This window comes from Paenibacillus sp. GM2FR (genome assembly GCF_002803325.1).
Taxonomy (GTDB): domain Bacteria; phylum Bacillota; class Bacilli; order Paenibacillales; family Paenibacillaceae; genus Paenibacillus_AQ; species Paenibacillus_AQ lautus.
This window is the reverse complement of sequence record NZ_MKZM01000008.1, coordinates 2810158-2836111: the sequence shown is the minus strand read 5'-3', so window position 1 is coordinate 2836111 and position 25954 is coordinate 2810158. Positions and strand designations below refer to the sequence as shown.

Here is a 25954-nt window from a genome sequence, read left to right as displayed (position 1 = left end):
TGACGACGATGCTGCTTGAAATTATCGCAACATGCGTGGATGATGCCATCACGGCAGAGAAGAATGGCGCGGATCGTCTGGAATTAATCACGGCGATAACCGAAGGCGGGCTTACGCCGGGAATCGGGCTCGTTGAAGAGGTTGTGAAAGCTGTTCAGATTCCTGTTCATGTCATGGTCAGACCTCATAGCAGATCCTTTGTGTACAACGAACATGATATTGCTACCATGATCGCGGAGGTTAAGGCGATCCGCAAGGCAGGTGCAGCTGGCGTAGTGCTTGGTATGCTGACCCCGGAACGGAAGATTGACGAGGTCTCCTTGGTCAAAATGCTGGAATGGACAGGTGATATGCAGGTCACGTTCCATCGGGCCTTTGATGAATTGGAGGATCAGCTCGAAGGGCTGCGTACCTTGCAGAAATACCCGTCCGTTACCCGCGTCCTAACGTCGGGAGGACCGCAGCCTGCACCGCAAGCCATCCCAAGAATTCGGGAGCTTGTAGAACAAACGGCAGGCAGTGAGCTGAAAATATTGGCTGGTAATGGCCTGAAGTGGGAAATCATACATGATTTTATCGACCAGACCGGTGTGAGCGAGGTGCATTTCGGCTCAGCCGTCCGGTACGGTCGATCAGGGCTGAAGCCCATTGATCCGGTTGAGCTGCGATCATTGGCTGACAGCTTACATCAATAGAAGTAGCAAACCTATCGGAAACAGGTGAACAAAAATTGCAAACCGTATGGAATAAACAGCAAGAATTTGTGGTTGGCGTTGACCTTGGGGGTACGAAGATCGCGGCAGCGCTCTTTGATTCCGAAGGACAGCTGCTGAACCGGGAGCAAATGGAGACAGCGGGTGCGCGTACGGCCGAAGAAGTGGTCGCGAGAATTACGAACATGATTCGCAGCGTGTCGGGCGGCCACCCGCTTCGAGGCGTAGGCATGGCTTCACCCGGAACGGTTAACAGCCGGGAGGGGATCGTCATTCATGGTACGAATCTGCCGGAATGGACCAATGTTCCTCTCAAAGCTTGGATGGAACGCGATCTGCATACGGAGGTTCAGGTGCTGAATGACGCCAATGCAGCTGCATGGGGAGAGTATGTAAGAGGTGCCGGAAGAGGGTCGACGAACATGATATACGTGACGCTAAGCACAGGCATCGGTTCAGGCATCGTGCTGGACGGGAAGCTGTTCCTGGGCAGCAGTTCTTTTGCAGGGGAGCTTGGGCATCATATCATTGATCCGAGCGGTCCGCAGTGTAATTGCGGCAGCCACGGCTGCTGGGAGGTATTTGCTTCAGGAACGGCCATCGGTTTGGCAGCATCCCAGCGGATGCTCACCCAGCCCAGCGTAATTTCTAAACTGGCCGCAGCCGAGGCCGGCGTCAACGCCAAGCATGTATTCGAGGCTAAACGTCTTCATGACCCCGTCGCTGTGGAGGTCATCGATCGTGCTATTTATTACATGGCGCTTGGTCTGGTTAACGTCATTCACAGTTTTAACCCCGATCGCATCGTGATTGGAGGGGGAGTAAGCAGAGCAGGCGAGCTTCTATTCCCGCAGCTGCGGGAAATGACAGATAAGCTGGTCATGCCATCCTATCTGGGTACGTACGAAATCGTCCCTGCAGGACTTCGGGACGATGTGGGTCTGGTTGGAGCTGCGGCCTTGTTCCAGTAGCCTATGTGTAAAGAGAACGTTACGGATAGGATAAAGAATGAAATAGAAGTTAGATTGAGAGCGTTTGGATCGGCAACCTAGTTTCATGTTAACCGAGCTTAAGCGAATTTGACAAAAGCCGCCCTTCAAGGGCGGCTTTCCAACTATTTATGGAGAGAGCGGGAAACGGAGCGATCATTTTTTTCGTTATAAGTCCGTAACATGTGACAAGTGATAGGCGTGAACCGTAAGCCGTCATCCGTTTTCACTGGAGGCGAGTTTTTGGTTTCCTGGTTAGGTTTGTTTGTATCCGACAAACAATAAGCGGTTGCTCGCACTTTCCCGCCCGCCGGCGGAAACCGCCGGCTCCAAACCCGCACGTGGAGTGACCTGCAGGCTTGGAGCCGGCGGCTGCCGCTACTCCATGTACTTCGATGCGTCAAACGTAATCATGGACGTATGATTGGCATGTTCAATCAGTGAAGAGAGCTTGGTTACTTCGCGTTCCTTCTTGCGCGCTTGCGCCTGATAGGCTTCCGGATCATATAAGGCGACGTTGAACAGCGTTACGGCACCGTCTCCGCTGCCACGGCTGCTCTGCCGCTCCAGCTTCTTGCGGGAGCCGAGATGAGCAAGCTGTCCGATATCGCTGCGTATCTGTTTGGCCAGCTCGATCGCTTCCATGATGGTCATGTCGGAGCCGTTCCAGCTAATGGTTTGCGTTGTATTGGAGATGGCCATCAGCAAATCCAGCTTTCTGTAATCCGCCGCGGCGGCTTCGATCTCTTCCGTAATGGCATCCACGCTGCGTGCAGGATATTCCCGCCGTTTCCCCTTTTTCAATGATCGTGCTGCTGTTATTCAAGCGTTCCGACATCAATTGATTCATGAGACGATTGATTGCTGCCCGGACAGCCAAAGCTTCAGCCATCGTAATTTGAATCATAAGTGATCGATCACCTCTTTAATTTCATTTCTGAATATGTAAACGTATAAATCTGTTAAAAGTTGCTAGATTACTAAAAAAAGCAGTTCGAACAGGAAAGCAGAGTTACATAATTGTCATGACTGTGTGAGATGGTTAACAAATGGACGCCCGAAATTAACCATCTTTACGACAGTTCCAAACATAAAACGATAGATTCTTAGGATATTATTGACAGCATCCTTGCTTGTATACTATATTAAGAGAAGGTTACAAAACGTTAATGAATTTTGCCGAATTTCGTTTGTGAAAACGGGGGAACCGTCTTGGGTGAATTACTCTTGTATATAGAGTATAGGGAACCTTCAACCGAACCTTTAGCTAACTCCGTAGGCATCGAAGGAGAGAACATATTTTGAAGAAGTTTGTCATCACTTTGCTAGGGTCTGCAATTATTTTTTCTTCTGGTGCCGTATCAGCATTTGCTGATCAACAACCGAATTTTCAGTATCAAGTGAAGCAATTGGTAGGAACTCCATACAAATGGGGCGGAACGACTACCAGCGGGTTTGATTGCTCCGGATTTATTCTGTACATGTTTAGAAATTTTGATATGGATCTTCCACGCACTTCCCAAAGCCAGGCTAAAGCCGGTGAACATGTGGATCGCGAAGATCTGCGGGTCGGAGATTTGGTATTCTTCAATACAAGTGGCAGCGGAATTTCCCATGCAGGCGTTTACATTGGTGATGGACAATTTGCGCATGCTTCCAGCAGCAAGGGAGTCAGAATCAGCAAGCTTAGCGATTCATATTACGAGCCGCGTTATGTCACGGCGCGTCGTGTGTTGAGTCAAGAAAACTATGCGAAGCTGGTAGGAAGCGCAAGCTAAATGGATTAATTGCAGTTTAGGATTCGATACATAACCAGAAAGCCTGACAAAGGGATGCCCTTGTCAGGCTTTCTTTTTTTAGATATCAGAAAGTATAAACTTCGAAAGCTTGTGACTTCCTGATATCGCAAGAAAAACATCTATTAACTGCGGTCTGTCATCTGTGAAAGTACGTCGATAGACGTTTTTCTTACGATAAGTCTATCATCCCACAGAGGTTGTTCGGTTACTCCTTAACGACAGAGGCATTCACAGCAGCTTCTATTCCATTATTATAGAGACGGAACAAGCCAAGGCGCCAGAAAGCAGCACCTTTCAGATCATAACGCTTGGCCAAGCCGAGCTTATCGTCAACGGAAGTGGCGGTTTCACTGCTTAAACTGATGCCGAGCAGGAGCTTCTGCTTCGGGACACCTGCTTGGAGTGCCAACTGGATCGCTTGGTCCACCAGACTGTTTGGTTCGGGAACCTGAGATTTGGTTCCGACCGGATTGTACTGATAAGCCATAACGATGAGATCATCAGCGATGGAAGCCAGCGTCTTGTAATCATAGCCTTTGTAGGCGCTATTCAATGGCGGGACCGCTAAGGACAGGGCAATGTCATTTGGCAATGCCACCTTCAATTGCTTGACGTAATCATTGAGCAGCTTCTGCTGCTTCACGGCATCCAATTTAAAACCGAGTCCTTCAAAATCAAGCACAACGCCGCCGAACCCGTTATCGGCAACCGCGGTTGTGATGCCTTCAATGGACTTTTCGCGCAGACTGCTGTCGCTCAGGACTTTGGTTAATTCTCCGTTTCCGTCCAGAGCATAAACCATAAGGTACGGTTTAATCTCCTGATCCGCCGCATCCGCAACAATCGATTGCGGGGTCACGTCGCCGGCCGCCCCTGGCAGACGATACTCGTCGCCTTGAAGCGTAAACTGGCCATCACGATCGATGCGGCTCCAGCCAAAAGCGACTGAATTCATGGATCCCACGAGATCCCGTTCTTGGAAAGATTGCAAAGCATAGAAGGCTCTCAAATGCATTTCGCGCTGGGGCGATACGAGAGAGACCGTGCGAGTCGCCTGATTCCAGCCGACGTCGACACCGAATTGGCTGCTGAAAGAGCTAAGCGGGATCAGCACGCGGCCTTCCCGTTGGACTGGAGGAGCTGCAAGCTTTACTTTTTTACCGTTGACGGTCGCCGTCGTGCTTCCCACCTGAAGCAGGACTTCCGTCGTTTGACCTTTCACCTTGCCTATAGCCTTGACGGTTTGCGTCTTGCTGTTCCACGTGATCTGAATGCCCAGTGCTTCACCGACCGTCCGGAATGGAACGTAGGTGACCCCTTTGTCTACCCGCGGAGCCGCATCGAAGGTTAGTGTCACATCATCCAGCTTTACCGAAATGGCAGGCTCAGCATGTACCTGACCGATATGGGGTGCGGTTCCGATAAAGGATAAGGCAAGAGCGGCAGCGACAGCTGTTTTTCCTATTCGTTTATGCAGCATGCTTTTGTATTTCCTCCGATCCATTAAATAATAGAATGATTTCATAGAATATGGAATTTGGTCTAGCATACGCTAGTATAGCAAAATTTTCATAGAGTTCCAATTCCGTGATGTCAATGTCATAGAATAGATAAGAGTAAGCATGTTGATTTTTTAAACTTTCCAGTATAATAAATGGAGGATTTCTTACATAACCTGATGATTACATGCATAGGGGGATAACGCGTGTTTAAATTCTGGAAAAACAAAAAGGGCGGGGGAGATAAATCGTTGAACCCGGCAGCGGAAGAGATGATCGAAGCCGTACCGGATCCGATCATTGAGCTTACAGGCCGCGAAGTTCAGCGCAGCGTGGCTCCCGTTCTAGGCATGACGGTGCTTGACTTGGCCGAGCGGAATGACGTCGACTGGAACTCTTTTTGCAAAAGAGGAACTTGTGCCCGCTGCCGCTGCATGGTGGTGGAGGGAATCGAGTATTTGTCCGATCCCAATCTGGCTGAAGAACGACGCCTGGATCCCGAAGAGATTGAAGAAGGATATCGACTGGGATGCCAGAGCAAGATCGAAGCGGTCGGTCCCATCAAAATCAAGCATGCCCCATATTTTTGACGACATCGAAAGCAGATTGCCGTTTCATACTAAAAAAGCAGGCAGCCGTACCACAACGGCTGCCTGCATTGCTCGGAAAGATCAAAATGCTAATGCTTTACTCCATGCTCAGTTTGCTCTGTTCCCGGAACGAGCTCGGCGTTTGACCGGTAATTTTTTTGAATAACATAGAGAAGTACTTATCGTTGCCGTAACCCACTTGAGAAGCAACCTCATGGATCGGCATTTCGGAATCTGCCAGCAAGCGCTTGGCCTCTTCAATCCGGCGGGATATCAAGTAATTGAAGGGGGAGTCGCCGACTTCTTTTTTGAACAGGTGGGATAAATAATGCTGACTGACATACATCGTATCGGCGATGTCCTTGAGACTGATGCTCTGGGTATAATTGGTGTCGATAAAGTGTTTGGTCCGCAGCGCGATTTCGTTCTTGCCCTTCAAGGACTGGAATTGGTGTTTAACATCCACAATGCGATAGATCACGGTAATCAATGACATCAGCAGGTTGGTGCTCAGCGTTTCATACCCCAGCACCTGCGAATCGCATTCGCGGAGGATCTCGGAAAGATAGCTCTCCACTTTATAAGCGTATTTCTCGCAGGATATGACCGGCTCCACGTAAGCCGGGAGCAGCATCCCTTGGGGAACCCCTTCAATGTGAAGCGAATCCACGCCGCAGTATATCACCTTAAAAGGCCCGTCCGTGATGGATCTCTCCTCGTGAGGAACGCCGGGGTTATAAATCGCTACATCGCCTTTGTGAAGTTCGTATATTTTTCCTGCAATGGTGAATTCTCCGCGTCCTTCTACTACATAGATGATCTCGCAGAAATCATGAATTTGCGGCGGTCCATAAAAGAAGTCCTCGTCCACGACCTGCCCGGCAAAGAGCAGCTGCGGATTTTTAAGGAAGCGGAAGTGATCGCTTTTGCTATGCGAGATTTCGATCTTTGGCACGTTCTGGTCCCTCCTGGAAAGCAACATCCTCTACCTATTATAATGCAAAACGCTCTTCGATGCGGAAATCGATTTCATCGGCTGTTCGGAATGGTTCACTGTCTTGCTGAAATTAAGATTCGATATAACAAAATAGTGGGTTATCTCTTGCACCGATTAATCTTACAATGATGTCATATTCCTTATAGGGAGGCGTGACAAACATGACAATTGAAAACGATTACAGATGGCGGGACGGATTTCCGAAAATCGGCATTCGCCCTACGATAGATGGAAGACGGAGAGGGGTACGGGAATCTCTCGAGGAACAGACCATGAATCTGGCCAAGGCCGTCGCTGAGATGTTGACGAAGGAGCTCAAATATCCGAACGGCGAGCCGGTTGAATGCGTGATTGCGGATACTTGCATTGGCGGAGTGGCCGAAGCGACTGCGGCTGCCAAAAAATTCAAGAATGCCGAGGTCGGCCTGACCATAACCGTTACGCCTTGCTGGTGTTACGGCACCGAGACGATGGACGTGGATCCATCGCGTCCGAAGGCGGTATGGGGCTTCAACGGAACAGGACGTCCAGGCGCGGTTTACCTGGCCGCCGTACTGTCTGCGCATGCGCAGAAGGGACTTCCTGCATTCGGCATCTATGGCGAAGACGTTCAGGATGAGGGGGATACCCGTATTCCGGATGACGTTCAAGAGAAGCTTCTGCGTTTTGCACGGAGCGGCTTGGCTGCAGCTTATATGCGCGGACAATCGTATTTGTCCATGGGCTCGGTGTCGATGGGCATCGCCGGCTCGATCGTGGACGACAGCTTCTTCCAGGAGTATCTGGGCATGCGGAATGAATATGTCGACATGAGCGAGTTTACGCGCCGTTTGGAAGAAGGCATCTATGACCCTGAAGAGTATGAGCAGGCGCTTGCTTGGGTGAAGGAGAACTGTACGGAAGGACCGGATAACAACCCGGATCATCTCCAGAACAGCCGGGAGCGCAAGGATCTGGAGTGGGAAACCGTCGTTAAAATGACGCTGATCACCCGCGATTTGATGATCGGCAATCCGTGTCTGAAGGAGCTTGGCTTCGAAGAGGAAGCTCAGGGCCACAGCGCAATCGCTTCCGGATTCCAAGGTCAGCGCCAGTGGACGGATCATTCCCCTAACGGTGACTTCCTGGAGACCATCCTCAATTCCTCCTTCGATTGGAACGGCAGACGTTCGCCGTATATCGTGGCAACGGAGAATGACAGCCTCAATGGAGTCGGCATGCTGTTCGGATACCTGTTGACCAACACGGCACAGATTTTTGCGGATGTGCGGACGTACTGGAGTCCGGCTTCGGTGGAACGGGTTACCGGCTATAAGCTGGAAGGCAAAGCTGAGAACGGGATTCTGCATCTGATTAATTCCGGCTCGGCTGCACTGGATGGAACGGGCGAGCAGGAGATAGACGGCAAACCGGCTATGAAGCCGTTCTGGGAGATCACGGATGAAGAGGTTGATCGCACGCTCAAGGCCACGCAGTGGAGACCGGCTAACCTGGAGTATTTCCGGGGAGGCGGTTACTCGACCGACTACTTGACGCGCGGCGGCATGCCGATGACCATGTTCCGTCTTAACCTGGTGAAAGGGCTTGGTCCCGTGCTCCAAATCGCTGAAGGCTATTCCGTGGATTTGCCGGCGGAGGTGCATGACACGCTCGACAAGCGTACCGACCCGACATGGCCAACGACCTGGTTTGTACCGAATCTTACAGGACAGGGTGCGTTCTCAAGCGTTTATGAGGTCATGAACCAGTGGGGTGCTAACCATGGCGTGATCAGTTACGGACATATCGGAGCAGATCTTATCACGCTGGCTTCGGTGCTACGTATTCCGGTCAACATGCATAATGTGCCCGCCGAAGAGGTGTTCCGTCCACGCGCATGGGGAATGTTCGGAACATCCGATCCGGAGAGCGCCGATTTCCGCGCTTGCCAGAACTTCGGTCCTCTATATAAATAAGGTCATATTCGAGAGGAGAGCGAATCATGCTGAATGTAGAAACGAGAAACGAGCTCTGCAAATATGCCAAAAAAATCGTCGACAGCGGACTCGTTGTAGGACCGGGAGGAAACATCAGCGCGAGAGCCGGGGACAAAATGTATTTGTCCCCGAGCGGCTTTGCGCTGGAGGAGATCGAGCCGGAGCAATGGATTGAAGTGGATATCCCAACCGGCGATATTACCGATATAGGTCTACGACCTTCGTCCGAAGTGCTGATGCACTTGTATGGATACCGCAGCAACCCCGATATCGGGGCGATGGTGCATACACATCCATCCCATTGCATTGCCTTTACGTTGGTGGAGAAGGAACTGCCGGTGATGTTCCCGGACCAGGCGGCATTGGTTGGACGTACGGCATACATTCCTTACATCATTCCGACAACAGATTTGCTGGCAGATGCCGTCGCGGAGAAAGTGACGATGGCCAGTTCCATACTGCTTGGTAACCATGGACTGGTCACAACCGGCCGGAATCTGCGCGAAGCGTATTACCGAACCCAGGTGGTTGAAGAGAGCGCCAAAATTTATCTGAGCGCCAAGGCGGCCGGCACGCCGGTGCCGCTGACGGACCAGGAAGTAGATGATATCGCTGCACTGGAGAGCGAAGATTATCGTATTCAGCTTCTGCAGAAGATGAAATAAATGTTGGTTAAGGTTCAGATCTCGGGTTGTTGGAATTTGAATAGGTATCGTACTAAAGGTGAGGAAGGATGCGGCGTATGAGCAATTCATCTGCGGTGCTTGCGTTTGATTTGGGGGCCAGCAGCGGCCGGGCGCTGCTGGGCGAAATTACCGCTTCTGATCATGACTCCCCCGGCATGCTGAAGATTACGGAGATTCACCGCTTTGCCAATATACCTGTCCAGATGGGAAAGCATTTGCACTGGAATTTCCCGATGCTGCTGCAGGAGGTGAAGCATGGCATCCGTAAAGCGTTCCAGACCGGCCATCAACCGGTCAGTTATGGCATCGATTCATGGGGCGTCGATTATGGACTGATTGACCGTAACGGGGAGCTCATCGGAGTTCCTTATCATTACCGGGATCTGCGCACGGAAGGCATGGTGGAGGAAACCTGCGAGCAGGTCGGGAGAGAACGTCTGTTTCAAGAGAGCGGTCTGCAATTCATGCCGTTTAACACGATATTCCAGTTAAATGCGATGCGAAAGTCAAAATCCCCGATGCTGGACATTGCGGATAAGTTTCTGCTCACTCCGGATCTGCTGAACTATTTTCTGACCGGGGTCCAGGCGTGCGAGTTCACCATGGCAACCACCACTCAGCTATACCATGTTACAGAAGGCAAGTGGAATGAACCCTTAATGGAGGAGCTGGGGCTTCCCGCATCCCTGTTCATTGAACCCGTACAGCCGGGAACCGTGATCGGCAGACTGCAGGATACGGTGGCGCAAGAGCTGGGCATTCCGGCAATTAAAGCGATTGCTGTAGCATCGCATGATACGGAATCCGCCGTGGTAGCCGTTCCGGCGAACACATCCCGTTTTGCCTATCTTGTATGCGGAACCTGGTCGCTTCTCGGAACAGAGCTTCCGGAGCCGCTTGTCCATACGGACGTGCTGAAAGAAGACTTCTCCAATGAGGGTGGAGCTTATCAAACCTTCCAGTTGCTGAAGAATATCATGGGCCTCTGGATTCTTCAGGAGTGCAAGCGGCAATGGGAGAATCAAGGATTGACGTATTCTTTTTCAGAGCTGGTTGAACTCGCACAGGACGCGGAACCGTTCCGCAGCTTCATAAACCCCGATGACCTGCGCTTCATGAATCCGGCGGATATGACGGCTGAAATTCGGGATTACTGCCGGGAGACCGGGCAGTCCATTCCGCATAGCACCGGAGAGTATGTCCAGTGCATACTGCAGAGCCTGGCCCTAAGATACCGGGAAGTACTTGAACGGATAGAGGTCCTTACAGGGCAGCGCTACGATGGGCTCCATATGGTTGGCGGAGGCATTCAAAACGAGCTGTTATGCCGGTATACGGCCAATGCCATGGGCCGAACGGTGTGGGCCGGACCGGTCGAAGCAAGTGCCATCGGGAACATGCTGGTTCAATTTGTGGCGAATGGCACATTGCGCAATCGGGAAGAGGGCGTAGAGCTCGTCAAGCGGTCTTTTCCGCTTGCCTGGTACGAGCCTGAGTCCAACGAGGATTGGGAGGCAGCATACCAACATTACAAGACCCTTGTTGAACAGCAGCAGGTACAACAGTGAGGTTAAGGGATTCTAAGAGAATGATGTTCTCCTGACATATCCAAGCCTTACATTTAAATTCGATAGAGGAGGATGTCATATCATGCTAAAAGGCATATCTCATGTGCTCTCTCCTGAGCTGCTGAAGATTCTAATGGAGATGGGGCACGCGGATGAAATTGTGCTCGGCGATGCCAATTTTCCGGCAGCCAGTCATGCCCAGCGGTTGGTCCGGGCAGACGGACACGGGATTCCTGCGTTATTAAACGCGATATTGCCGTTATTTCCGCTGGATACGTATGTTGAATCCCCGGTAGCGCTAATGGCCGTGACGCCGGGGGATACCGTAGAAACTCCAATCTGGGATGAATACCGTGAGATCGTGCAGCAGTTTCACGCCGTGCCCATAGAATTTGATGAGGTAGAGCGATTCTCGTTCTACGAACGGGCAAAAAATGCGTATGCTATCGTGTCGACAGGCGAAAAAGCGCTGTATGCAAATGTTATCCTCAAAAAAGGCGTTGTCATTTAAATAACATGAAATGCAAAGAACCTCGCTGCCCGGCTGCAGCGGGGTTCTTTGTGCCGCGTCGCTCAAGCCACCACCTGAACGGTGAGATACAAAACCTCCAGCACAATCGGTGTGCCGGCCTGGAGCACATCACCGGGAGAATACAAGGTTAATGCTTCCGACGAGAGTGTGTATATTCGGCCTTCCTGAATCATGCCGTTGATATAAACCGTTGAGGAGGTGTTCGGACCGACCTCGATGCTCTGAAATGGATTTCCGTCATCATCCGTAAATTGCTGGGCAGATATGGCGAAGGGAGCATCCAGACTAACCTCGGACATCAATACGTAAAAGTAACGAAGCGTGGTCGGCAGCACCATGATCTCCGGCACGATCACGCTTCCCGGTAATCCCTGGATGCCCTGCGGCCCTGGGGGACCTGGGGGACCTGGAGGACCTGGAGGACCTGGAGGACCTGGAGGACCTGGGATGCCTTGAGCCCCGGGAATGCCTTGAATACCCGGGGTACCCGGCAGCCCTTGGGGACCTATCGGACCTGGAATGCCTGCTGGTCCGGCGGATCCCGGAAGACCTGGCGTGCCTGGAGGCCCTTGAATGCCTGGATCGCCTTGAAGCCCTGGGTTACCTGGCTGACCAGGCAATCCAGGTAATCCCTCCAAGCTCCTTCCCCGTTGTCTTTCCGACCATTCAGGTGGGATGATGCTTGAATGATCGGGCCTGTATTTGCACGGTCGGATTTTTTTTCTATTGCCAGGTGATACGACATGTTTACATTTACGCTTCTTGTGGTTCCTGCGTTGTTGATGCCTAGTGGATTTTAATCTTGGATATCGCTTCCGTTTAATCACGGGAGTTTTCAGTCTTATCACCGCCCCGAATGAATGTATGTACTTAGTTTATGTCATTGAAGGGGGAGTCGAGTGGACATATATCCTTTGCTTACGGATATATTGACCAGATCATATGCCTTTCTCTAATTTATTTTTGCTTTAATAGGGAGAATGCCAGAATCAAAACTCAAAAACTAACATTTAATGATAATGTGGCACAGTCTCATAGTTTTAACATCCCTAATTAGGAGGAGTGATGATATGCCTGTTATTAAACCTATCATTACCGCTGTCGCAACGGTTCCCGTTGCAACAGGCGGAACGATCACAACAACGGTAACGCCAGCTGTAACCCGTTACTTTGCTCTGATAGATGAAGCTATGATTGGAGCAGACTCGATTACCATGCCGGCTACGAGCTTTGTTGATGATGCCGAAGCAGCCGTGACAGCGTTCCCCGCGTTGACAGGTTCAGAATACTTTAATGTGTATATTAACGGCATGCTGCAACAGCTTGCCTTATCGACATTAACAACTGCCAGCTTGGTGCTCGATACGACGGATGTTCCAGCGGGAATACCGGTTTTGTTGGAAATCGCCAGTTTCACGAATACAGCATCCGCGATCACGACACAGCCGACGATATCGGCGCCGGTCATTACGATCATTAGTTAACAATAGAATCGAAGCGGCTATAAACCAAGGGTTGCCCCTAAATTAAGAAGAAAGGGGTAACCCTTGTTTATGACTCAAGGTTACATATATTAGAGGAATTTTGCGCCTGAATCCCGAATTTCATTAAGAACATGAAACGTTTGGGGGCTACAATATGAAACGTTAATCCCCACCACCTACCGTAAGGTCAGAAAGATAAGTCAGGGGGACTATATAGGATCATGGATAAAAAATCATGGATTGTGGAAGCAACCATTTCGGATATGCAGCATGCGATGGCAGAGGGTTGGATGACTTCAGTAGAGCTGGTTCAATTGTATCTGGAGCGGATCAGGTTATACGATGGAATTCTCCGCTCGATTCTTGAGATGAACCCTGAAGCGCTGCAAATTGCCGAGCAGCTGGATCGGGAGCGCAAGGACCAGGGTGCAAGAGGATTGCTGCACGGAGTTCCCATCCTGCTTAAAGACAATATCGACACCGGGGATCGGCTGCATACGAGCGCCGGCTCCATCGCTCTTGCCGATTCGTTTGCCACGAAAGACTCCTATGTTGCAGCGAAGCTGCGTAAGGCGGGTGCTGTTATTTTGGGCAAGAGCAACATGACCGAGTGGGCGAATTTCATGTCACCGACGATGTGGGCAGGATTCTCGTCAAGACATGGGCTTACGTTAAATCCCTACGGCCCTGGCGAAATGTTTGTTGGAGGTTCAAGCTCAGGCTCCGGTGCTGCGGTGGCGGCGAATTTGGCCGCAGCCGCCATCGGGACGGAAACATCTGGATCGATTATCAGTCCTTCCAGCCAGAACAGTCTGGTTGGCATTAAGCCGACGATCGGACTGGTAAGCCGGTCAGGCATCATACCCATCACCCATACGCAGGATACGGCAGGTCCAATGACCAGAACGGTGGAAGATGCCGTGATTCTGCTTAGCGCGATCGCGGGAAGCGATGATCTGGACGAAGTGACCCAGATAAATCCTCAAAATAGGGTTGAGGACTATACCAAGTTTCTGGATTCGAGTTATTTGAGGAAAGCTCGAATCGGGATTCCCCGATACTACTATAAGCACCTCGATCGGGATAGACTAAATATTGTTGAGTCCGCGATTGAAGTGCTGCGGGACCAAGGAGCCACCATTATTGATCCGGTGGAGTTGCCCTGCCAGGATACCCAATGGGATGCTAATGTCCTTCGCTATGAGTTCAAGAAATATGTCAATGATTATTTGGCAAACGTGGATGAGTCCCTGCCGGTTCATTCGTTGGCCGAGGTTATCGCTTATAATGAGGCACACGCTGATATTGCCTTGAAATATGGACAGGGCACATTGATTTGGGCCGAGGAAACGAGCGGCACGCTGACCGAAGAAGCGTATCTTAAGAGCAAGCAGAAGAACAAAGAAATGGCGGGAGCGAGAGGGATTGACCATGCTTTGCAGGCGTATCAGCTGGACGCCCTGCTGTTTCTGGGTAATGAATATGGACCGGATCTGGCTGCCCGGGCAGGGTATCCATCGGTAACCGTTCCCGGCGGTTATGCCGAGAAGGGCATCATAGCACCGGGAGGATATATCACGAAGGGTCCACAGGGCATTACGTTCATCGGGACGGCATATAGCGAGCCCGTGCTGATCCAATTAGCCTACGGCTTTGAGCAGGCTACCCAGCATCGCGTACCACCGAAGCTGTCATCCCAGTCGTCAGAGTAGAAGAGAGGTGATGTTCCATCATGCCGCGCAATTTGGAGTATGTTCCTTACGGTTACGAGCCCCCGAAGCCCACAACCAAAGGAACCTTAATATTTTATGACCTCTTTGAGCAGGTCCAGAAGGATTTAGAGCAGGCGGCTGCCATTTTAGAAGAGCGGTCATTTGTAAAATTGGTGTTGTATCCGCTGCATGAAGAGACGGCAAGGCGGATGTTCAAGGAGCCGGTAAGCCCTTATTACAAGCGGGAGAAACAGCTTCAGGAATGGGTAGAGGAGCATGGGGGATCATCGGTTGTGATTGAACCCTTCGAGTCGAAACGGAAAAAATACACGCCGATCGATACCGCGCTTCGTCATCTGGTAGAGAAATACGGAAGTCCCCATTTTCTGATCCTGACTCCTGAAGTAGCTAATGTGTTTGCATCCTTTTCTTCATTCGAGGAATGGATCGTGAAGCTGAGGCTAATCCTCTTGTCCGAGCCGCCGTACTTGCACCCGAGATTGGAGAAATTTCGCCATCGCTGGGACATCGCGGGGGAGAAGCGGGAAGATCACTAGGGTATAAAAAATGCCCGACTGTAGATTCGCTTACAGTCGGGCATTTTCTGTGATGGAGTAACGTTCATATAAAATGAAAAGGACTGCGCCCCAGGGGAACAGTCCTATGTTAATCCGTATGCAGACCGTTAAATCTCATCGATTCAGGTCCCTACGCGGGTAAGTTTACTTATGATCTTGCGCACGCTTTCTCCAGACAGGAAGTAGGTCCGTTCCAATTCCTCAATGGACCGTCCTTTGCAATAAGCGCGATACATTTCTTTATTTCGACTTTCGATGCGTTGTTTGGAACCGCTTAACTCTCCCCAGCCGGCTCTTTGCTCGCTCTGTTTCGGTATGTAGAGTAATTCTCCATCTATATACTGTTGAATTTGCTGCAGCAGCTCGGGGGGAAGCACTTCTCTTCCGTTCTTGTAATGGCCCATCGATGCCCTCCTCTTTCTGTATACATATTTAAGCTATCGCTGAGTTTCAAAACAATTGCATTGATCATGCTTGCCCTCCTCCTTTCGTGAAATTGGTTTTTGTTGGATTTGTTGGATTTTTGAATTTAAAAATAGATATAGGGAGCCCGCAGCGGGCTCCCATTTAACGGATATTCGCTTTACGCGAATACCACCTCACGGATCTGAATCATTGCAATCAGCCTCCTTTCAGCTCATTTCGTCGGCCCCGACTTCTATATTAAGCCATATGTAGATGGAAATTTGCAAGAGATAAAACAATATTAATTGTTTTTTACCAAAATTCATGAGGTGAACGATCTGAGAAAAACCCGAACGACTCATAGGGAATTTTGATGGTGTGTGACAGGATTATATAATATAGTTACTTCAGAATGCAAAAAAGAAGGAGCTTTCGTGTATGTCCAATCACGATCCGCATATTCAGGAGTTAATCACGCTGAAGACGATCGCAGAAACGTTGAACGAGTCCAATGAGCTTGCCCCCATGCTGGACGTTGTTATTGCCAAGCTGCTGGAGCTAACGGGACTTACGACCGGTTGGCTGTTCCTGGTGGAAGATCAGGGAACGCATGAATTCGTAGCCAGCCGGAATTTGCCACCTGCCCTGAGCCGGGATAATAATGAACCCATGAGATGCGGCAGCTGCTGGTGCCTGGAGCGTTACGATGACGGACGTCTGAAAAATGCAGTGAACATTTTGAATTGCAAACGTCTGGATAACGCCGTTCGGTATCAATGGGGCGATACAGAAGGCATAACCCACCATGCAACCGTTCCGCTGCGATCCGGCAGCCGCAGGTTCGGCGTACTGAATGTGGCTGCACCCGGGAAGCTGCATTTCACCAAAGAGGAACTGGCACTGCTGGAATCAGTAGCCTACCAAATTGGCAGCGCCATTGAGCGCATGCGGCTCTACGCAGCTGAGCAGCGCCGTGCGGATTTGTTTGCCCGGCTTGGGGAATATAGCAGCGCTCTCGGTGCTTATGCTTCCCAAGCGGTTAATCGGGCCGAATTAACGAATCAAGTCATGAGTTTAATGGGCCGTTACTTTGACTGGCCGGTTGCCGCATTGTTGGAGCCAATCGGCAATGAAATGACACTTCGTGCTCTATACAGCGGAGGGCGGACAACGCTGCCCCATGCTAAATTTCGGCTTGCTGAAACTCCTCAAACCCGTTCTGGCAAGGGAAGGGTCTCTGAGGATCCGGTCGTCAGTGCCGAAGACGCGCAGCGGCTTGCGGATCTATTGGTGGAACAGGGATGGATTTCATCCATCCCCCGAGCAGTTGCGGTTCCGCTGGCGGCTGCCGGGGACACCTCTTTTGGACTGCTTTTGGTAGGGTACGATCATCATGGGAATTCGTACCTGGCGGATAGGGAGGTGATTGAGGCACTGGCTGAACATATCGGCATGACACTTCAGCGCATTCGTCTAGAGGAGAACCGGCGCGCGCTCGCAAGAATGGATGAACGAAATCGTCTAGCCCGAGACCTGCACGACTCGGTAAGTCAAACCCTGTTCTCGCTGGTGATGATGTCCAAGGGTGTAGGGAGTATGCTTGCTGCGGAGCCTAATGAGCAGAGAAGCTTGCTCCAGGACACGATCCACGATATTCAGTCGTTATCGCAAAGCGCGCTGAAGGAAATGCGGGAACTGATCATGCAGCTTCGCCCACCCGGACTTGAGGAAGGGCTTATGACAGGCCTGAAACAATACGGCGAACGTTTGAAGCTCCATGTAAGTTCACATATCAGCGGGATACGGGACCTGCCCCGGATCGTGGAAGAAGCATTGTGGAGGATTGGTCAAGAGGCGCTGAACAATGTTAGCAAGCATGCGGATACAATGGAAGTAACGGTAGTATTAACCCTGCAGGACAATGAAGTCGAACTTCGGATCGAAGATCATGGCCGCGGGATTACCAAGCAACGATTGAACGAACTGACAAGACATTCGATAGGGTTGTCCAGCATGCGGGAACGGGCCGAATCGCTCGGAGGACAATTCCGTCTATACAGTGTGTACAGAGAGGGAACCATCATTGAGGTTTCGCTGCCCATAAGGGTGAGATCAACAGAGAATGGGGGGATAACGGATGATCCGATTGTTGATCGCTGACGATCACGCCATGGTACGCCGGGGGCTACAGGTTTTTCTGGCGACGCAGCCGGATATCGAGATGGTTGGCGAAGCCGCGAATGGCGAGGAGACGTTGGAGACGGCCAAACATCTAAATCCCGATGTCGTGTTAATGGATCTGAATATGCCGATCCTCAACGGAATCGATACGACCGCACGGTTAAAAAAAGAACAGCCTCACATTAAAGTCATCGTGCTGACCTCGTTTATCGATTATGACCATGTTCTTCCAGCCATTCGGGCAGGCGCACGCGGCTATCTTCTTAAGGATATCGAGCCTGAGGATCTGGTGGCTGCGATCAGGCGTGTAAATGAAGGCCAAGTCGAACTGCATCCGGATGCGGCAGGCCTGCTCATGACACATGTTACATCGCCGGCGGGAGCAGATGAGACCAGCGCGTCCGGCCATCAGGAAGAGGCTGCGCAGTTGGATAAACTTACCCGCCGGGAGCAGGAGGTGCTGCAGCTGATTGCATCGGGTATGAACAACAGGGAAATCAGCGAAGCGCTTTACATCACCGAGAAGACGGTTAAAACCCATGTCAGCCATCTGCTCGATAAGCTGGGGGTTTCCGACCGGACACAGGCGGCCATTTATGCGCTCAAGCATGGAATCGTATAAGGATTGCTGTATTTGGCTTACATAACGGTAAATATCTAAGACTATAGTTGTAGAAGCTCTCAGCCGAAGGCATGAGAGCTTTTGCTCGTAAAATCACTCTAAATGTTGACGATTTCCATGGCCTGCCTCCTCTACAATGTACTTAACAAAACATTGGATACCAATAAAGGAGGCTGTACCATGAAAATCGTGATTATAGCTGGCAGCAATCGTAAGGAAGCAACAAGCACCGTTCTGGCCAAAGCCTTGGAAGCGCAAATGAATCGGTTGTTCGTGGAAGTGAAGCTGTTTAACCTGTATGAAACACCGCTTCCGTTCTACTCGCCTGACGAGATATTCAACCGCCATGATGGCGTGCGCGAGCTGCAGCGCCTATTAATGGAGGCGGACGGCATTATTTTGACTACCCCAGAGTATCACGGAGGGATGAGCGGAGTTTTGAAGAACGCTTTGGATCATTTGGGGCAGATGCATTTCTCGGGTAAACCGGTTCTATCGGTAAGCTCGGCGGGAGGGGCGGTCGGCGTGAGTTCACTGCAGCAAATGCAGGCTACCATACGCAATTTGCACGGAATTAATAGTCCGGAATGGATCTCCATTGGCGGTTCTCAGCGTGCCATTTACGAATCCGAAGCGGCAGAAGGCACGATTGTGCTGGATTATCGGGCTAAAGAGGCGCTATCCATCTTTATGGAGCTGGTCAAGAAGATCAGCAGTAAAGAGGAGGTTGAAACCTCATGATCACTCATTTTGCCGGATTGAAATTAAAAACGGTCTCCATTCAGGGCGTGAAACAATTCTACAACGGATTGCTTCACTTCCCGATTGCAAGTGAAAGCGAGGTTGAGGTCGTATTTCAGCCTACACCGGATTTCACGCTCGCTTTTGAAGAAGCGTATGAACCTATAGCTCCTGCCCATATCGCGTTTGAAGTGCCTTATTCTCAGTTTGAATCCCTGATCCAGAAGCTCGCAGAGCAGGTACCTTTGTTGAAATGGCCTGATGGCGAAGTGGTTGAGCGCTTCGAATCCGGTGTGAACGTGTACTTCAAGGATGGTGATGGAAACTTGCTTGAGTTTATCGCGCATGATGATCTAAAGGAAGGGGTACTGGCGCCAAACGGCACCTATGGCGTCCTGTATTTGCGGGAGGTGGGATTGCCCGTGGAAGATCCGGTAGCCGCAAGATTGTGGATGAAGCGGACGCTCGGATTAACGATCGCCAAGGAGTCGGAGCAATTCGCTTTTGCCATTGGAGGAACAGCCCATGCCGTTGTTGTATCAACGAAGCGCAAATGGATTCCGATTTCGATGTATGCGCTGGCACCACCCTTGGAGATAACTTACGGAGTAACAGACGAACGGTTTCTGGACCGGGTTCGTTCCACTCTGGATTGGCGGATGATCGTTTCGGATAACAAGGATGGATTGCATTTTAGAATGTATGGTTACAGCATCCGAATGAAGATAACAAGCTTTCCCAAAGACATTGCAGCCCGGCTGAATCTGCCGAGTGCCATCGAAGGGAAGGAGGTGAATTCGGTCATTAGTGACCGGTATTTGGAGGATGGTCTTACGGCCTTGAGCCGCGGCGGCGAGGTTGGCTGGTTTGAAGGACATGTCGGCGGGGCGTATTTGGCTGCTTATTATATGCAGAAGGAGTTTGATTTGCCGCAAGATGTACGGAAGGGATTGGCCGCCAATTGCCGGCATTTGCGCAGTCAGCATGAAGATTGGTTCGAACCCTATCCTGCCGAGCCTGCTCAGCCTGAATTAATGAATCAATTGATTGAAGGGCTGCTGCCTAATCTGACGAATCTGAGCACCTCCGGACATGGTGTTACCCTGGCCGTCTTGGGACTGAAAGCATTGCGGGACCGTCCGGACTTGCTGACGCCGTCTATCGTTCGAGGCTTACTCAAGCTGATGGAAGATGCGGCCGTTGAACATAAGCTTGCAAGGTATTACGGAATCGAAGATTATACGAAGCTGGATCGTTCCGAAATCCGGCTCTCGGACGAGCCGCCGTACCGGAATGCATCCGATCTGGCTGGGCGTGCTTTATCCGAGTTGGATCACGTGCTGCCGGATCAACACGTTGAAGGTAAGTACTACTTTTTTGCAGGTGAGCTTGAGCATGGAATTACCCACGCCCACGCATTGATTGAGCTGGAACGGCTCGGATATGCTCAGCTTGCCAAGCTTGGTCAAAGCAATCACCGGCTGCAAATGAAACTCAACCGTTTAAAGCCACAAACGCTTTTGAATCAGGGGGTTCAGGCACCTGAAGAAGCTTCGATTATGGATTCGGCTTATTGGAGTAAACGGTATGAAGATCCGCATGCCATCAAGGTGCCTTATGCGGCACTGGCTCTGCTCCAATATGTGCCGCCTGAACGGAGAGAAGATATGGAGCGAGATGTGTGTAAACTACTCTCGTTGATGAAATAGGGCAATGGATATTTTGACATTGGTAATATATGGTGTTAGGCTAAAAATTAGTTGTTAAAAATAGATTGAAATATGCTAAGAAGGCATAGAACTGGAGGGTATCATGAAAGTCGCAATCGTTGTAGGAAGCATTAGAAAAGAGTCGTACAATATGAAACTGGCAGAATATTTGAAGCAGCGCTACTCGGATCAGATTGCGTTTGAAATCTTGGGGCTTCGAGATCTTCCGTTCTATGATCAAGACATTGAGCTGGACCCTCCTGCGGTCGTCAAGGATTTCAAAGAGCGGATTGCTGCCGCCGATGCGGTATTGTGGATCACGCCGGAGTATAATTACTCCATACCGGGCGTACTCAAGAACGCGCTCGACTGGTTATCGCGTGTCGATAAGGTCATGAACGGGAAGCCTTCATGGATCATGGGGGCGTCGATGGGACAGCTTGGAACCGTTCGCGCTCAAGAACATCTCCGGGATATTCTGTTTTCTGTTGGCATTACTTCGCCGCTGCTTCCGAACAATGAAGTATATATCGGAGCGGTACATGAGAAGATGGATGAGTCCGGCAAGCTGATTCATGAGCCGACGATCGGTTTCCTTGATATCGTGGTGAACAATTTCATTACGTGGATGAACACCCGCAAATAAATACGTAGTCATGGAGCCCTTTGGCAGTTGCCTGCCAAAGGGCTTTTCCTGTAATATTCACCTCGTAACACGAGATAACCTAAGCAAATGCGATTTGCTTTTGAACGGGGGAGGCTTTGATTGTATACGATTCTTATTGTGGACGACGAACCGATCGTAAGGGAAGGGATCCGAAATCGGATTCAGTGGGCTGATCATGGCTTTGAATGCATCGGGGATTGCGAGAACGGCAGGGATGCATTGGAGACTGTAACCCGCCATCCACCCGATGTTGTGTTAACGGACATCAACATGCCGTACATGGATGGCCTGGAATTGTCCCGCCATATTACGGAACGTTTTCCAAAGACGAAGATCATCATCCTGACCGGGTTTGACGATTTCGAATATGCCCAGCAGGCGGTGAAGCTGCAGGTCACGGATTTTATTTTGAAACCGGTTACTTCGGCGGAGTTAAGGGAGATGCTAGATAAACTCAAACTGGAAATGGATGAGGAACGCGGACATACGGAGCACTTGAAGAGGCTCAAGCATCAGTTGAATGAGAGTTTGGTCCTGCTTAAGGAACGATTTCTTGAACGACTGGCGTCATCGCCGATGAAGCGATCCGAGATCGAGAGCAAGCTGTCTTATTTTGATATTCCGCTTCCGGGGCCGCTTTATATCGCAATGGCAGCGGATATGGATGAGCGACGTTCGGATGAACAGCACGTCGATCATGAGCTGTATGCTTTTGCCTTATACAACATCATTCAGGAAATATTGGCGGGAGAGCCCGGTACAGCCGTTTTTCGCTACAAGGAGAACAAAGTCATGACCATTCTATCGGGCTCCGGCGAGGAGGAGCTGCAAGCTCGGGCGCAGAAGCTGGCGGAGGATATTCGCGGATCTACGAAACAGTTCATGAAATTCACGGTCACGCTGGGCCTCGGAACGATGTGCCGCGACCTTCAGGATATCCGTTATTCCTGCAGAGCTTCGGAAGCTGCATTGGAATACCGCCTCCTGATCGGCCGCGATCAGGTGATCCATATCACGGATCTTGAAAAGCGGGGGAACGCTCCTCTCCAGGATGGGATCGAAACCGAGTCAGCGCTAATCTCTGCGATCCGGGCCGGTACGGACGCTGAAGTGAAGGCGAGCATCCGGCAGCTGATCAAGGAACTTGGAAGCGCTTCAATTTCGATCGACCTGTGTTATGTGCGGATCGTACGAGTGATGCTTGCAGTTCTTCAAACCTTGATGGAAATCGGCAGCAATGAGAACGAGCTGATCGGCAAGGAGAAGAGGCTGCTGTCCGATTTGTATTCTTTTCGTTCACTGGATGAGATTGAGCATTGGTTAAATGAGGTGTGTGAACAAGCGCTAAGGGACGTTGCCAAGACGAGAAAGGACATGACCCGCACCCAGATGCTGGAGGCGGTCGATTTCATTCAGCGGCATTACGAGGATGTGGAGTTATCGATTAAGACCGTGTGCAGCCGGATCTACATGAGCACGAGTTATTTCAGCGCTTTGTTCAAGTCGCATACCGGGAAGACCTTCGTTGAATACGTAACGGAAGTCCGAATGGAGAAAGCGAAGGAACTTCTGAAGCATTCCTTGATGAGAACCTATGAAATTGCGGCGAAAACCGGTTATCAGGATCCTCAATATTTTAGCGTGCTGTTTAAGAAACATACCGGAGATACCCCGACGGAGTACCGGAATAAAATGACGTCAGGCAGGGTTAGTCCATGAAGGCTCCCCAGCGAATCAAAAGCATTCAATCCCGGATTGCCAGCTCCTTCGTGATGCTGGTGCTGTTTACGGCGCTGCTGCTGATCTTTATCTCCTATCGGCTGTCCGAATCGGCTGTGCGCGAAACAGCGGAGAGTTATACCTCCGAACTGATCAATCAAGTCAATGCGAATATCCAAACCTACATTACGGGGATGAAGGACATCTCGCTGGCGGCGATGAACAACCCGAATGTGAGGGAATATCTTGCCTTGGCCGATGAACTGCAGCCTGCGGAACTAGCCATATTAAAAGCGAAGATATCGGAATATTTCCACTCGATTCGGGTTTCGCGCAAAGATATTGCGTCGATTAATATTTTTGGAGCGGGCGGGACCTTCATCTCCGATCGGGCGGACGCCGAACTGAATCCCTATATTGTGATATCGGAGCAGCCCTGGTATCGGCAGGCGAAGGAAAACAACGGACAGACGGTGATCTCTTCGTCCCATGTACAGCCGGTCATCAAGGGAGAGTACCGTTGGGTCGTATCACTGAGCCGCGAGCTCAGCGGCGTGAATCCTTCGAATGGGCTTGGCATTCTGTTGATCGATCTTAACTTCAAGGTGATTAACGATATGCTCAGCAAGCTGGATCTGGGGAACCGGGGCTACGTGTTCGTGATTGACCGTCAAGGGCGGATTGTGTATCACCCGCAGCAGCAGCTGCTCTACAGCAATTTGAAGACGGAGAGATTAGAGCAGGTGCTTCAGGACAAGGAAGGGGGATTTGTCGTGAAGGATGGCGGGGCAAGCCGGATATACAGCATCAAGGATACGGATTTCGGCTGGAAAATCGTCGGCGTTTTTTATGAGAATGAGCTGGTGGACAATAAGAAGCAGATGCAGCTTTCTTTTGCCATAGCAGGGTTGTTATGCCTTGGCGTCGGCGTGCTGTTCTCCGTCGTCATCTCCCGCAACTTGACGCGTCCCATCAAGAAGCTCCAAGAAAAAATGATGGAAGTGGAGAAGGGGAATTTTGATATCCGGGTTCCCGTGGGGCATTCCAGGGAAATCTCGGGTCTAGCCCGCAGCTTCAATGTGATGGTGCTGAAGGTGAAGGAATTGATGGATCAGATCGTGGTAGAGCAGGAGATTAAGAGGAAAAGCGAGCTGAATGCCCTGCAAGCCCAAATCAATCCCCATTTCCTCTACAATACGCTCGATTCCATTATATGGATGGCCGAGAGTAAGAAGCATGATGAGGTGATTCTGATGACATCGGCTTTAGCAAGGCTGTTTCGAGCTTCGCTCAGCAAAGGGAGGGAAATGATCCCGATTGCTACCGAGGTGGAGCATATAACGAATTATTTAAAAATACAACAAATGCGATACCAGGACAAAATCCGGTTTGCTCTGGATATGGATCGCGAACTTTACCCTTATCTTACGTTGAAGGTGCTGCTGCAGCCGCTGGTGGAGAATGCCATTTATCATGGTATCAAGAACAAAGAAGGTCCGGGTACGATCACGATTACGGGCAAGTGTCGAGATAACCGCATCGAGTTTCAAGTCAAGGACGACGGCATCGGGATGGATCAGTCCAAAGTTGAGACATTATTAACCTCTACAGGGGGCAAACAATCGAGAAACAGCGTTGGCATTGCAAATGTTCATCAGCGGATTCAGTTATATTTTGGAACGGAATATGGTCTTAGCTATGCGAGCGCGCCGGGATCGGGGACAATCGTAACGCTGGTTATTCCGGCCGTTCATCCGGATGAATGGCGGAGCTTGGAGGGGGATGTGCCATGAAGTCGTACATGAGACTGCGATATATTTTATTGCTGCTGGTTCCGGTTCTTATTCTGGGTTACGCGGTTTATCACTGGTCCAAGGAAGACCCCGGTACCAAGAAGATCATCGTGGGTGTTAAAGCCCTGGATGAGAATGAATTCTGGCGGGTGCTGATTGAAGGGGTGAGCACAGCTTCTCGTGAATTCGGCGTGGATGTCTCGGTGGTAGGACCCACGCAGGAAATCGAAGTCGACTTGCAGATTCAATTGCTGGAGGAAGCCATCAAGCAGAAGCCGGATGCGATTGTTTTGGCCGCCGCTGATTATAACCGTCTGGTTCCAGTTGCGGAGTCGATTCGCAAAGCTGACATCCCGCTTATTATGATTGATTCCGCCGTTAACGGTGATTATGCGCAGAGCTTAATCGCGACCGATAATGTTCATGCGGGACAGAAGGCAGGCAAGGAGCTTTCCTCGCGGCTGCCGGCACATGCCAAGGTTGCTATTATCAGTTTCGTACGGGGCACCTCGACGCAGATTGAGAGGGAACAAGGGGTTCGAAGCATTTTGGAGCAGCGCAGCGGCACGGAAATTGTGGGTACTTACTACAGCGAGGGCAAGGAGGAGAGAGCTTATGAAATCACGAAGAAGCTGCTGCTGGAGACGCCTGACCTGAATGGGATCGTGGGACTGAATGAGCCTTCAACGGTGGGGGCAGGCAGAGCGATTCGAGAATTGGGGCTGGGGGGCAAGGTCAAGCTGGTCGGATTCGACAGCTCGGTGAAGGAAGTCAGGCTGCTCGAAGAGGGAGTCCTGCAATCCACGATCGTTCAGAAACCCTTCAACATCGGCTACTTAGGCATCAAAACAGCCGTATCCATCATCGATGGAGACAAAGTGTCACGCAACGTGTACACCGATTCCGTTGTCATCAACAAAGACAATATGTATACCGAGGAGAACCAGAAGCTGCTCTTTCCCTTTGTGGAAGAGTAGCTTCTTCCTTTATGGGG

The 25954-nt window shown here is 50.7% G+C and carries 24 protein-coding genes and 1 riboswitch; of the genes, 19 read left to right on the top strand and 5 right to left on the bottom strand.

Features of this window, described 5'->3' with window-relative positions; genetic code table 11:
* Window positions 1-8 precede the first annotated feature (8 nt).
* Complete coding sequence (locus PAEVO_RS12595; RefSeq protein WP_100537858.1) at window positions 9-695, top strand: copper homeostasis protein CutC; 687 nt, start codon at window positions 9-11, stop codon at window positions 693-695.
* Window positions 696-730: 35 nt separating this feature from the next.
* The gene (locus PAEVO_RS12590; protein WP_100537857.1) at window positions 731-1684 is read left to right on the top strand and encodes an ROK family protein; all 954 of its coding nucleotides are present in this window, start codon (window positions 731-733) and stop codon (window positions 1682-1684) included.
* A 396-nt stretch (window positions 1685-2080) separates the two neighbouring features.
* On the opposite strand, the gene PAEVO_RS12585 is transcribed toward PAEVO_RS12590, so the two are convergent.
* A complete protein-coding gene (locus tag PAEVO_RS12585; protein ID WP_243390752.1) occupies window positions 2081-2506 on the bottom strand; it encodes a hypothetical protein in 426 nt (141 codons plus the stop codon).
* 363 nt (window positions 2507-2869) lie between these two features.
* Window positions 2870-3000: riboswitch (cyclic di-AMP (ydaO/yuaA leader) on the top strand.
* A 3-nt stretch (window positions 3001-3003) separates the two neighbouring features.
* Between PAEVO_RS12585 and PAEVO_RS12580 the strand changes: the two genes are divergently transcribed.
* Window positions 3004-3480: a C40 family peptidase gene (locus PAEVO_RS12580; RefSeq protein WP_100537856.1), complete on the top strand. Its 477-nt coding sequence runs from the start codon at window positions 3004-3006 to the stop codon at window positions 3478-3480.
* A 226-nt stretch (window positions 3481-3706) separates the two neighbouring features.
* On the opposite strand, the gene PAEVO_RS12575 is transcribed toward PAEVO_RS12580, so the two are convergent.
* Entirely contained in the window at window positions 3707-4981 is a 1275-nt protein-coding gene (locus tag PAEVO_RS12575; protein ID WP_100537855.1) for a stalk domain-containing protein, read from the bottom strand.
* Between the two features lie 225 nt (window positions 4982-5206).
* Between PAEVO_RS12575 and PAEVO_RS12570 the strand changes: the two genes are divergently transcribed.
* Entirely contained in the window at window positions 5207-5590 is a 384-nt protein-coding gene (locus tag PAEVO_RS12570) for a 2Fe-2S iron-sulfur cluster-binding protein (protein WP_100537854.1), read from the top strand.
* Window positions 5591-5687: 97 nt separating this feature from the next.
* Here PAEVO_RS12570 and PAEVO_RS12565 read toward each other — a convergent pair whose 3' ends face one another.
* Window positions 5688-6545, bottom strand: coding sequence for an AraC family transcriptional regulator (locus PAEVO_RS12565; RefSeq protein WP_100537853.1), 858 nt, complete (start codon window positions 6543-6545; stop codon window positions 5688-5690).
* A 203-nt stretch (window positions 6546-6748) separates the two neighbouring features.
* On the opposite strand from PAEVO_RS12565, the gene PAEVO_RS12560 reads away from it, so the two are divergent.
* From PAEVO_RS12560 to fucU, 4 genes are all read left to right on the top strand, one after another.
* Entirely contained in the window at window positions 6749-8542 is a 1794-nt protein-coding gene (locus tag PAEVO_RS12560) for an L-fucose isomerase (RefSeq protein WP_100537852.1), read from the top strand.
* Between the two features lie 26 nt (window positions 8543-8568).
* Complete coding sequence (locus tag PAEVO_RS12555) at window positions 8569-9228, top strand: class II aldolase/adducin family protein (protein WP_100537851.1); 660 nt, start codon at window positions 8569-8571, stop codon at window positions 9226-9228.
* A 77-nt stretch (window positions 9229-9305) separates the two neighbouring features.
* Window positions 9306-10817: a rhamnulokinase gene (locus PAEVO_RS12550; RefSeq protein WP_100537850.1), complete on the top strand. Its 1512-nt coding sequence runs from the start codon at window positions 9306-9308 to the stop codon at window positions 10815-10817.
* 82 nt (window positions 10818-10899) lie between these two features.
* Window positions 10900-11328, top strand: coding sequence for an L-fucose mutarotase (gene fucU, locus PAEVO_RS12545; protein ID WP_100537849.1), 429 nt, complete (start codon window positions 10900-10902; stop codon window positions 11326-11328).
* Window positions 11329-11390: 62 nt separating this feature from the next.
* Here the strand turns inward: fucU and PAEVO_RS34320 are convergent, their stop codons facing one another.
* On the bottom strand, window positions 11391-11987 hold the full coding sequence (locus PAEVO_RS34320) for a DUF4183 domain-containing protein (protein WP_243390751.1): 597 nt from the start codon (window positions 11985-11987) through the stop codon (window positions 11391-11393).
* 432 nt (window positions 11988-12419) lie between these two features.
* Here PAEVO_RS34320 and PAEVO_RS12535 point away from each other — a divergent pair, with 432 nt between their 5' ends.
* The 3 genes from PAEVO_RS12535 to PAEVO_RS12525 all read left to right on the top strand — a co-directional run bounded on the left by PAEVO_RS12535 (window position 12420) and on the right by PAEVO_RS12525 (window position 15102).
* The gene (locus PAEVO_RS12535) at window positions 12420-12833 is read left to right on the top strand and encodes a DUF4183 domain-containing protein (protein ID WP_100537847.1); all 414 of its coding nucleotides are present in this window, start codon (window positions 12420-12422) and stop codon (window positions 12831-12833) included.
* A 221-nt stretch (window positions 12834-13054) separates the two neighbouring features.
* Complete coding sequence (locus PAEVO_RS12530; protein ID WP_100537846.1) at window positions 13055-14545, top strand: amidase family protein; 1491 nt, start codon at window positions 13055-13057, stop codon at window positions 14543-14545.
* A gap of 20 nt (window positions 14546-14565) precedes the next feature.
* On the top strand, window positions 14566-15102 hold the full coding sequence (locus tag PAEVO_RS12525; protein WP_100537845.1) for a hypothetical protein: 537 nt from the start codon (window positions 14566-14568) through the stop codon (window positions 15100-15102).
* 143 nt (window positions 15103-15245) lie between these two features.
* Here PAEVO_RS12525 and PAEVO_RS12520 read toward each other — a convergent pair whose 3' ends face one another.
* Window positions 15246-15527: a CD3324 family protein gene (locus tag PAEVO_RS12520; protein WP_006211013.1), complete on the bottom strand. Its 282-nt coding sequence runs from the start codon at window positions 15525-15527 to the stop codon at window positions 15246-15248.
* Between the two features lie 439 nt (window positions 15528-15966).
* Between PAEVO_RS12520 and PAEVO_RS12515 the strand changes: the two genes are divergently transcribed.
* The 8 genes from PAEVO_RS12515 (at window position 15967) to PAEVO_RS12480 (ending at window position 25937) form a co-directional block, all read left to right on the top strand.
* Window positions 15967-17688 (top strand): GAF domain-containing sensor histidine kinase, encoded by a 1722-nt coding sequence (locus tag PAEVO_RS12515; protein ID WP_100537844.1) that lies wholly within the window; start codon window positions 15967-15969, stop codon window positions 17686-17688.
* Entirely contained in the window at window positions 17666-18331 is a 666-nt protein-coding gene (locus PAEVO_RS12510; RefSeq protein ID WP_100537843.1) for a response regulator, read from the top strand. The genes PAEVO_RS12515 and PAEVO_RS12510 overlap by 23 nt, the downstream gene beginning before the upstream one ends.
* Before the next feature lie 180 nt (window positions 18332-18511).
* Complete coding sequence (locus tag PAEVO_RS12505; protein WP_100537842.1) at window positions 18512-19072, top strand: NADPH-dependent FMN reductase; 561 nt, start codon at window positions 18512-18514, stop codon at window positions 19070-19072.
* Window positions 19069-20781, top strand: coding sequence for a VOC family protein (locus PAEVO_RS12500; RefSeq protein WP_100537841.1), 1713 nt, complete (start codon window positions 19069-19071; stop codon window positions 20779-20781). Before PAEVO_RS12505 ends, PAEVO_RS12500 begins: the two co-directional genes overlap by 4 nt.
* Window positions 20782-20884: 103 nt before the next feature.
* On the top strand, window positions 20885-21427 hold the full coding sequence (locus PAEVO_RS12495) for an NADPH-dependent FMN reductase (protein WP_100537840.1): 543 nt from the start codon (window positions 20885-20887) through the stop codon (window positions 21425-21427).
* A gap of 120 nt (window positions 21428-21547) precedes the next feature.
* Window positions 21548-23167 (top strand): response regulator, encoded by a 1620-nt coding sequence (locus tag PAEVO_RS12490; RefSeq protein ID WP_100537839.1) that lies wholly within the window; start codon window positions 21548-21550, stop codon window positions 23165-23167.
* Window positions 23164-24960, top strand: a complete 1797-nt coding sequence (locus tag PAEVO_RS12485) for a sensor histidine kinase (RefSeq protein WP_100537838.1) — start codon at window positions 23164-23166, stop codon at window positions 24958-24960. The genes PAEVO_RS12490 and PAEVO_RS12485 overlap by 4 nt, the downstream gene beginning before the upstream one ends.
* Window positions 24957-25937 (top strand): substrate-binding domain-containing protein, encoded by a 981-nt coding sequence (locus PAEVO_RS12480; RefSeq protein WP_100537837.1) that lies wholly within the window; start codon window positions 24957-24959, stop codon window positions 25935-25937. The genes PAEVO_RS12485 and PAEVO_RS12480 overlap by 4 nt, the downstream gene beginning before the upstream one ends.
* Window positions 25938-25954 lie beyond the last annotated feature (17 nt).

Excerpts from the sequence above, each read along its gene's own strand:
- PAEVO_RS12515 (WP_100537844.1), top strand. The coding sequence starts at position 15,967 with ATGTCCAATCACGATCCGCATATTCAGGAGTTAATCACGCTGAAGACG.
- PAEVO_RS12505 (WP_100537842.1), top strand. The coding sequence starts at position 18,512 with ATGAAAATCGTGATTATAGCTGGCAGCAATCGTAAGGAAGCAACAAGC.
- PAEVO_RS12500 (WP_100537841.1), top strand. The coding sequence starts at position 19,069 with ATGATCACTCATTTTGCCGGATTGAAATTAAAAACGGTCTCCATTCAG.
- PAEVO_RS12560 (WP_100537852.1), top strand. The coding sequence starts at position 6,749 with ATGACAATTGAAAACGATTACAGATGGCGGGACGGATTTCCGAAAATC.
- PAEVO_RS12595 (WP_100537858.1), top strand. The coding sequence starts at position 9 with ATGCTGCTTGAAATTATCGCAACATGCGTGGATGATGCCATCACGGCA.
- PAEVO_RS12485 (WP_100537838.1), top strand. The coding sequence starts at position 23,164 with ATGAAGGCTCCCCAGCGAATCAAAAGCATTCAATCCCGGATTGCCAGC.
- PAEVO_RS12480 (WP_100537837.1), top strand. The coding sequence starts at position 24,957 with ATGAAGTCGTACATGAGACTGCGATATATTTTATTGCTGCTGGTTCCG.
- PAEVO_RS12575 (WP_100537855.1), bottom strand. The coding sequence starts at position 4,981 with ATGCTGCATAAACGAATAGGAAAAACAGCTGTCGCTGCCGCTCTTGCC.
- PAEVO_RS12520 (WP_006211013.1), bottom strand. The coding sequence starts at position 15,527 with ATGGGCCATTACAAGAACGGAAGAGAAGTGCTTCCCCCCGAGCTGCTG.
- PAEVO_RS12525 (WP_100537845.1), top strand. The coding sequence starts at position 14,566 with ATGCCGCGCAATTTGGAGTATGTTCCTTACGGTTACGAGCCCCCGAAG.
- fucU (WP_100537849.1), top strand. The coding sequence starts at position 10,900 with ATGCTAAAAGGCATATCTCATGTGCTCTCTCCTGAGCTGCTGAAGATT.
- PAEVO_RS12530 (WP_100537846.1), top strand. The coding sequence starts at position 13,055 with ATGGATAAAAAATCATGGATTGTGGAAGCAACCATTTCGGATATGCAG.
- PAEVO_RS12510 (WP_100537843.1), top strand. The coding sequence starts at position 17,666 with ATGATCCGATTGTTGATCGCTGACGATCACGCCATGGTACGCCGGGGG.
- PAEVO_RS12555 (WP_100537851.1), top strand. The coding sequence starts at position 8,569 with ATGCTGAATGTAGAAACGAGAAACGAGCTCTGCAAATATGCCAAAAAA.
- PAEVO_RS12550 (WP_100537850.1), top strand. The coding sequence starts at position 9,306 with ATGAGCAATTCATCTGCGGTGCTTGCGTTTGATTTGGGGGCCAGCAGC.
- PAEVO_RS12535 (WP_100537847.1), top strand. The coding sequence starts at position 12,420 with ATGCCTGTTATTAAACCTATCATTACCGCTGTCGCAACGGTTCCCGTT.
- PAEVO_RS12495 (WP_100537840.1), top strand. The coding sequence starts at position 20,885 with ATGAAAGTCGCAATCGTTGTAGGAAGCATTAGAAAAGAGTCGTACAAT.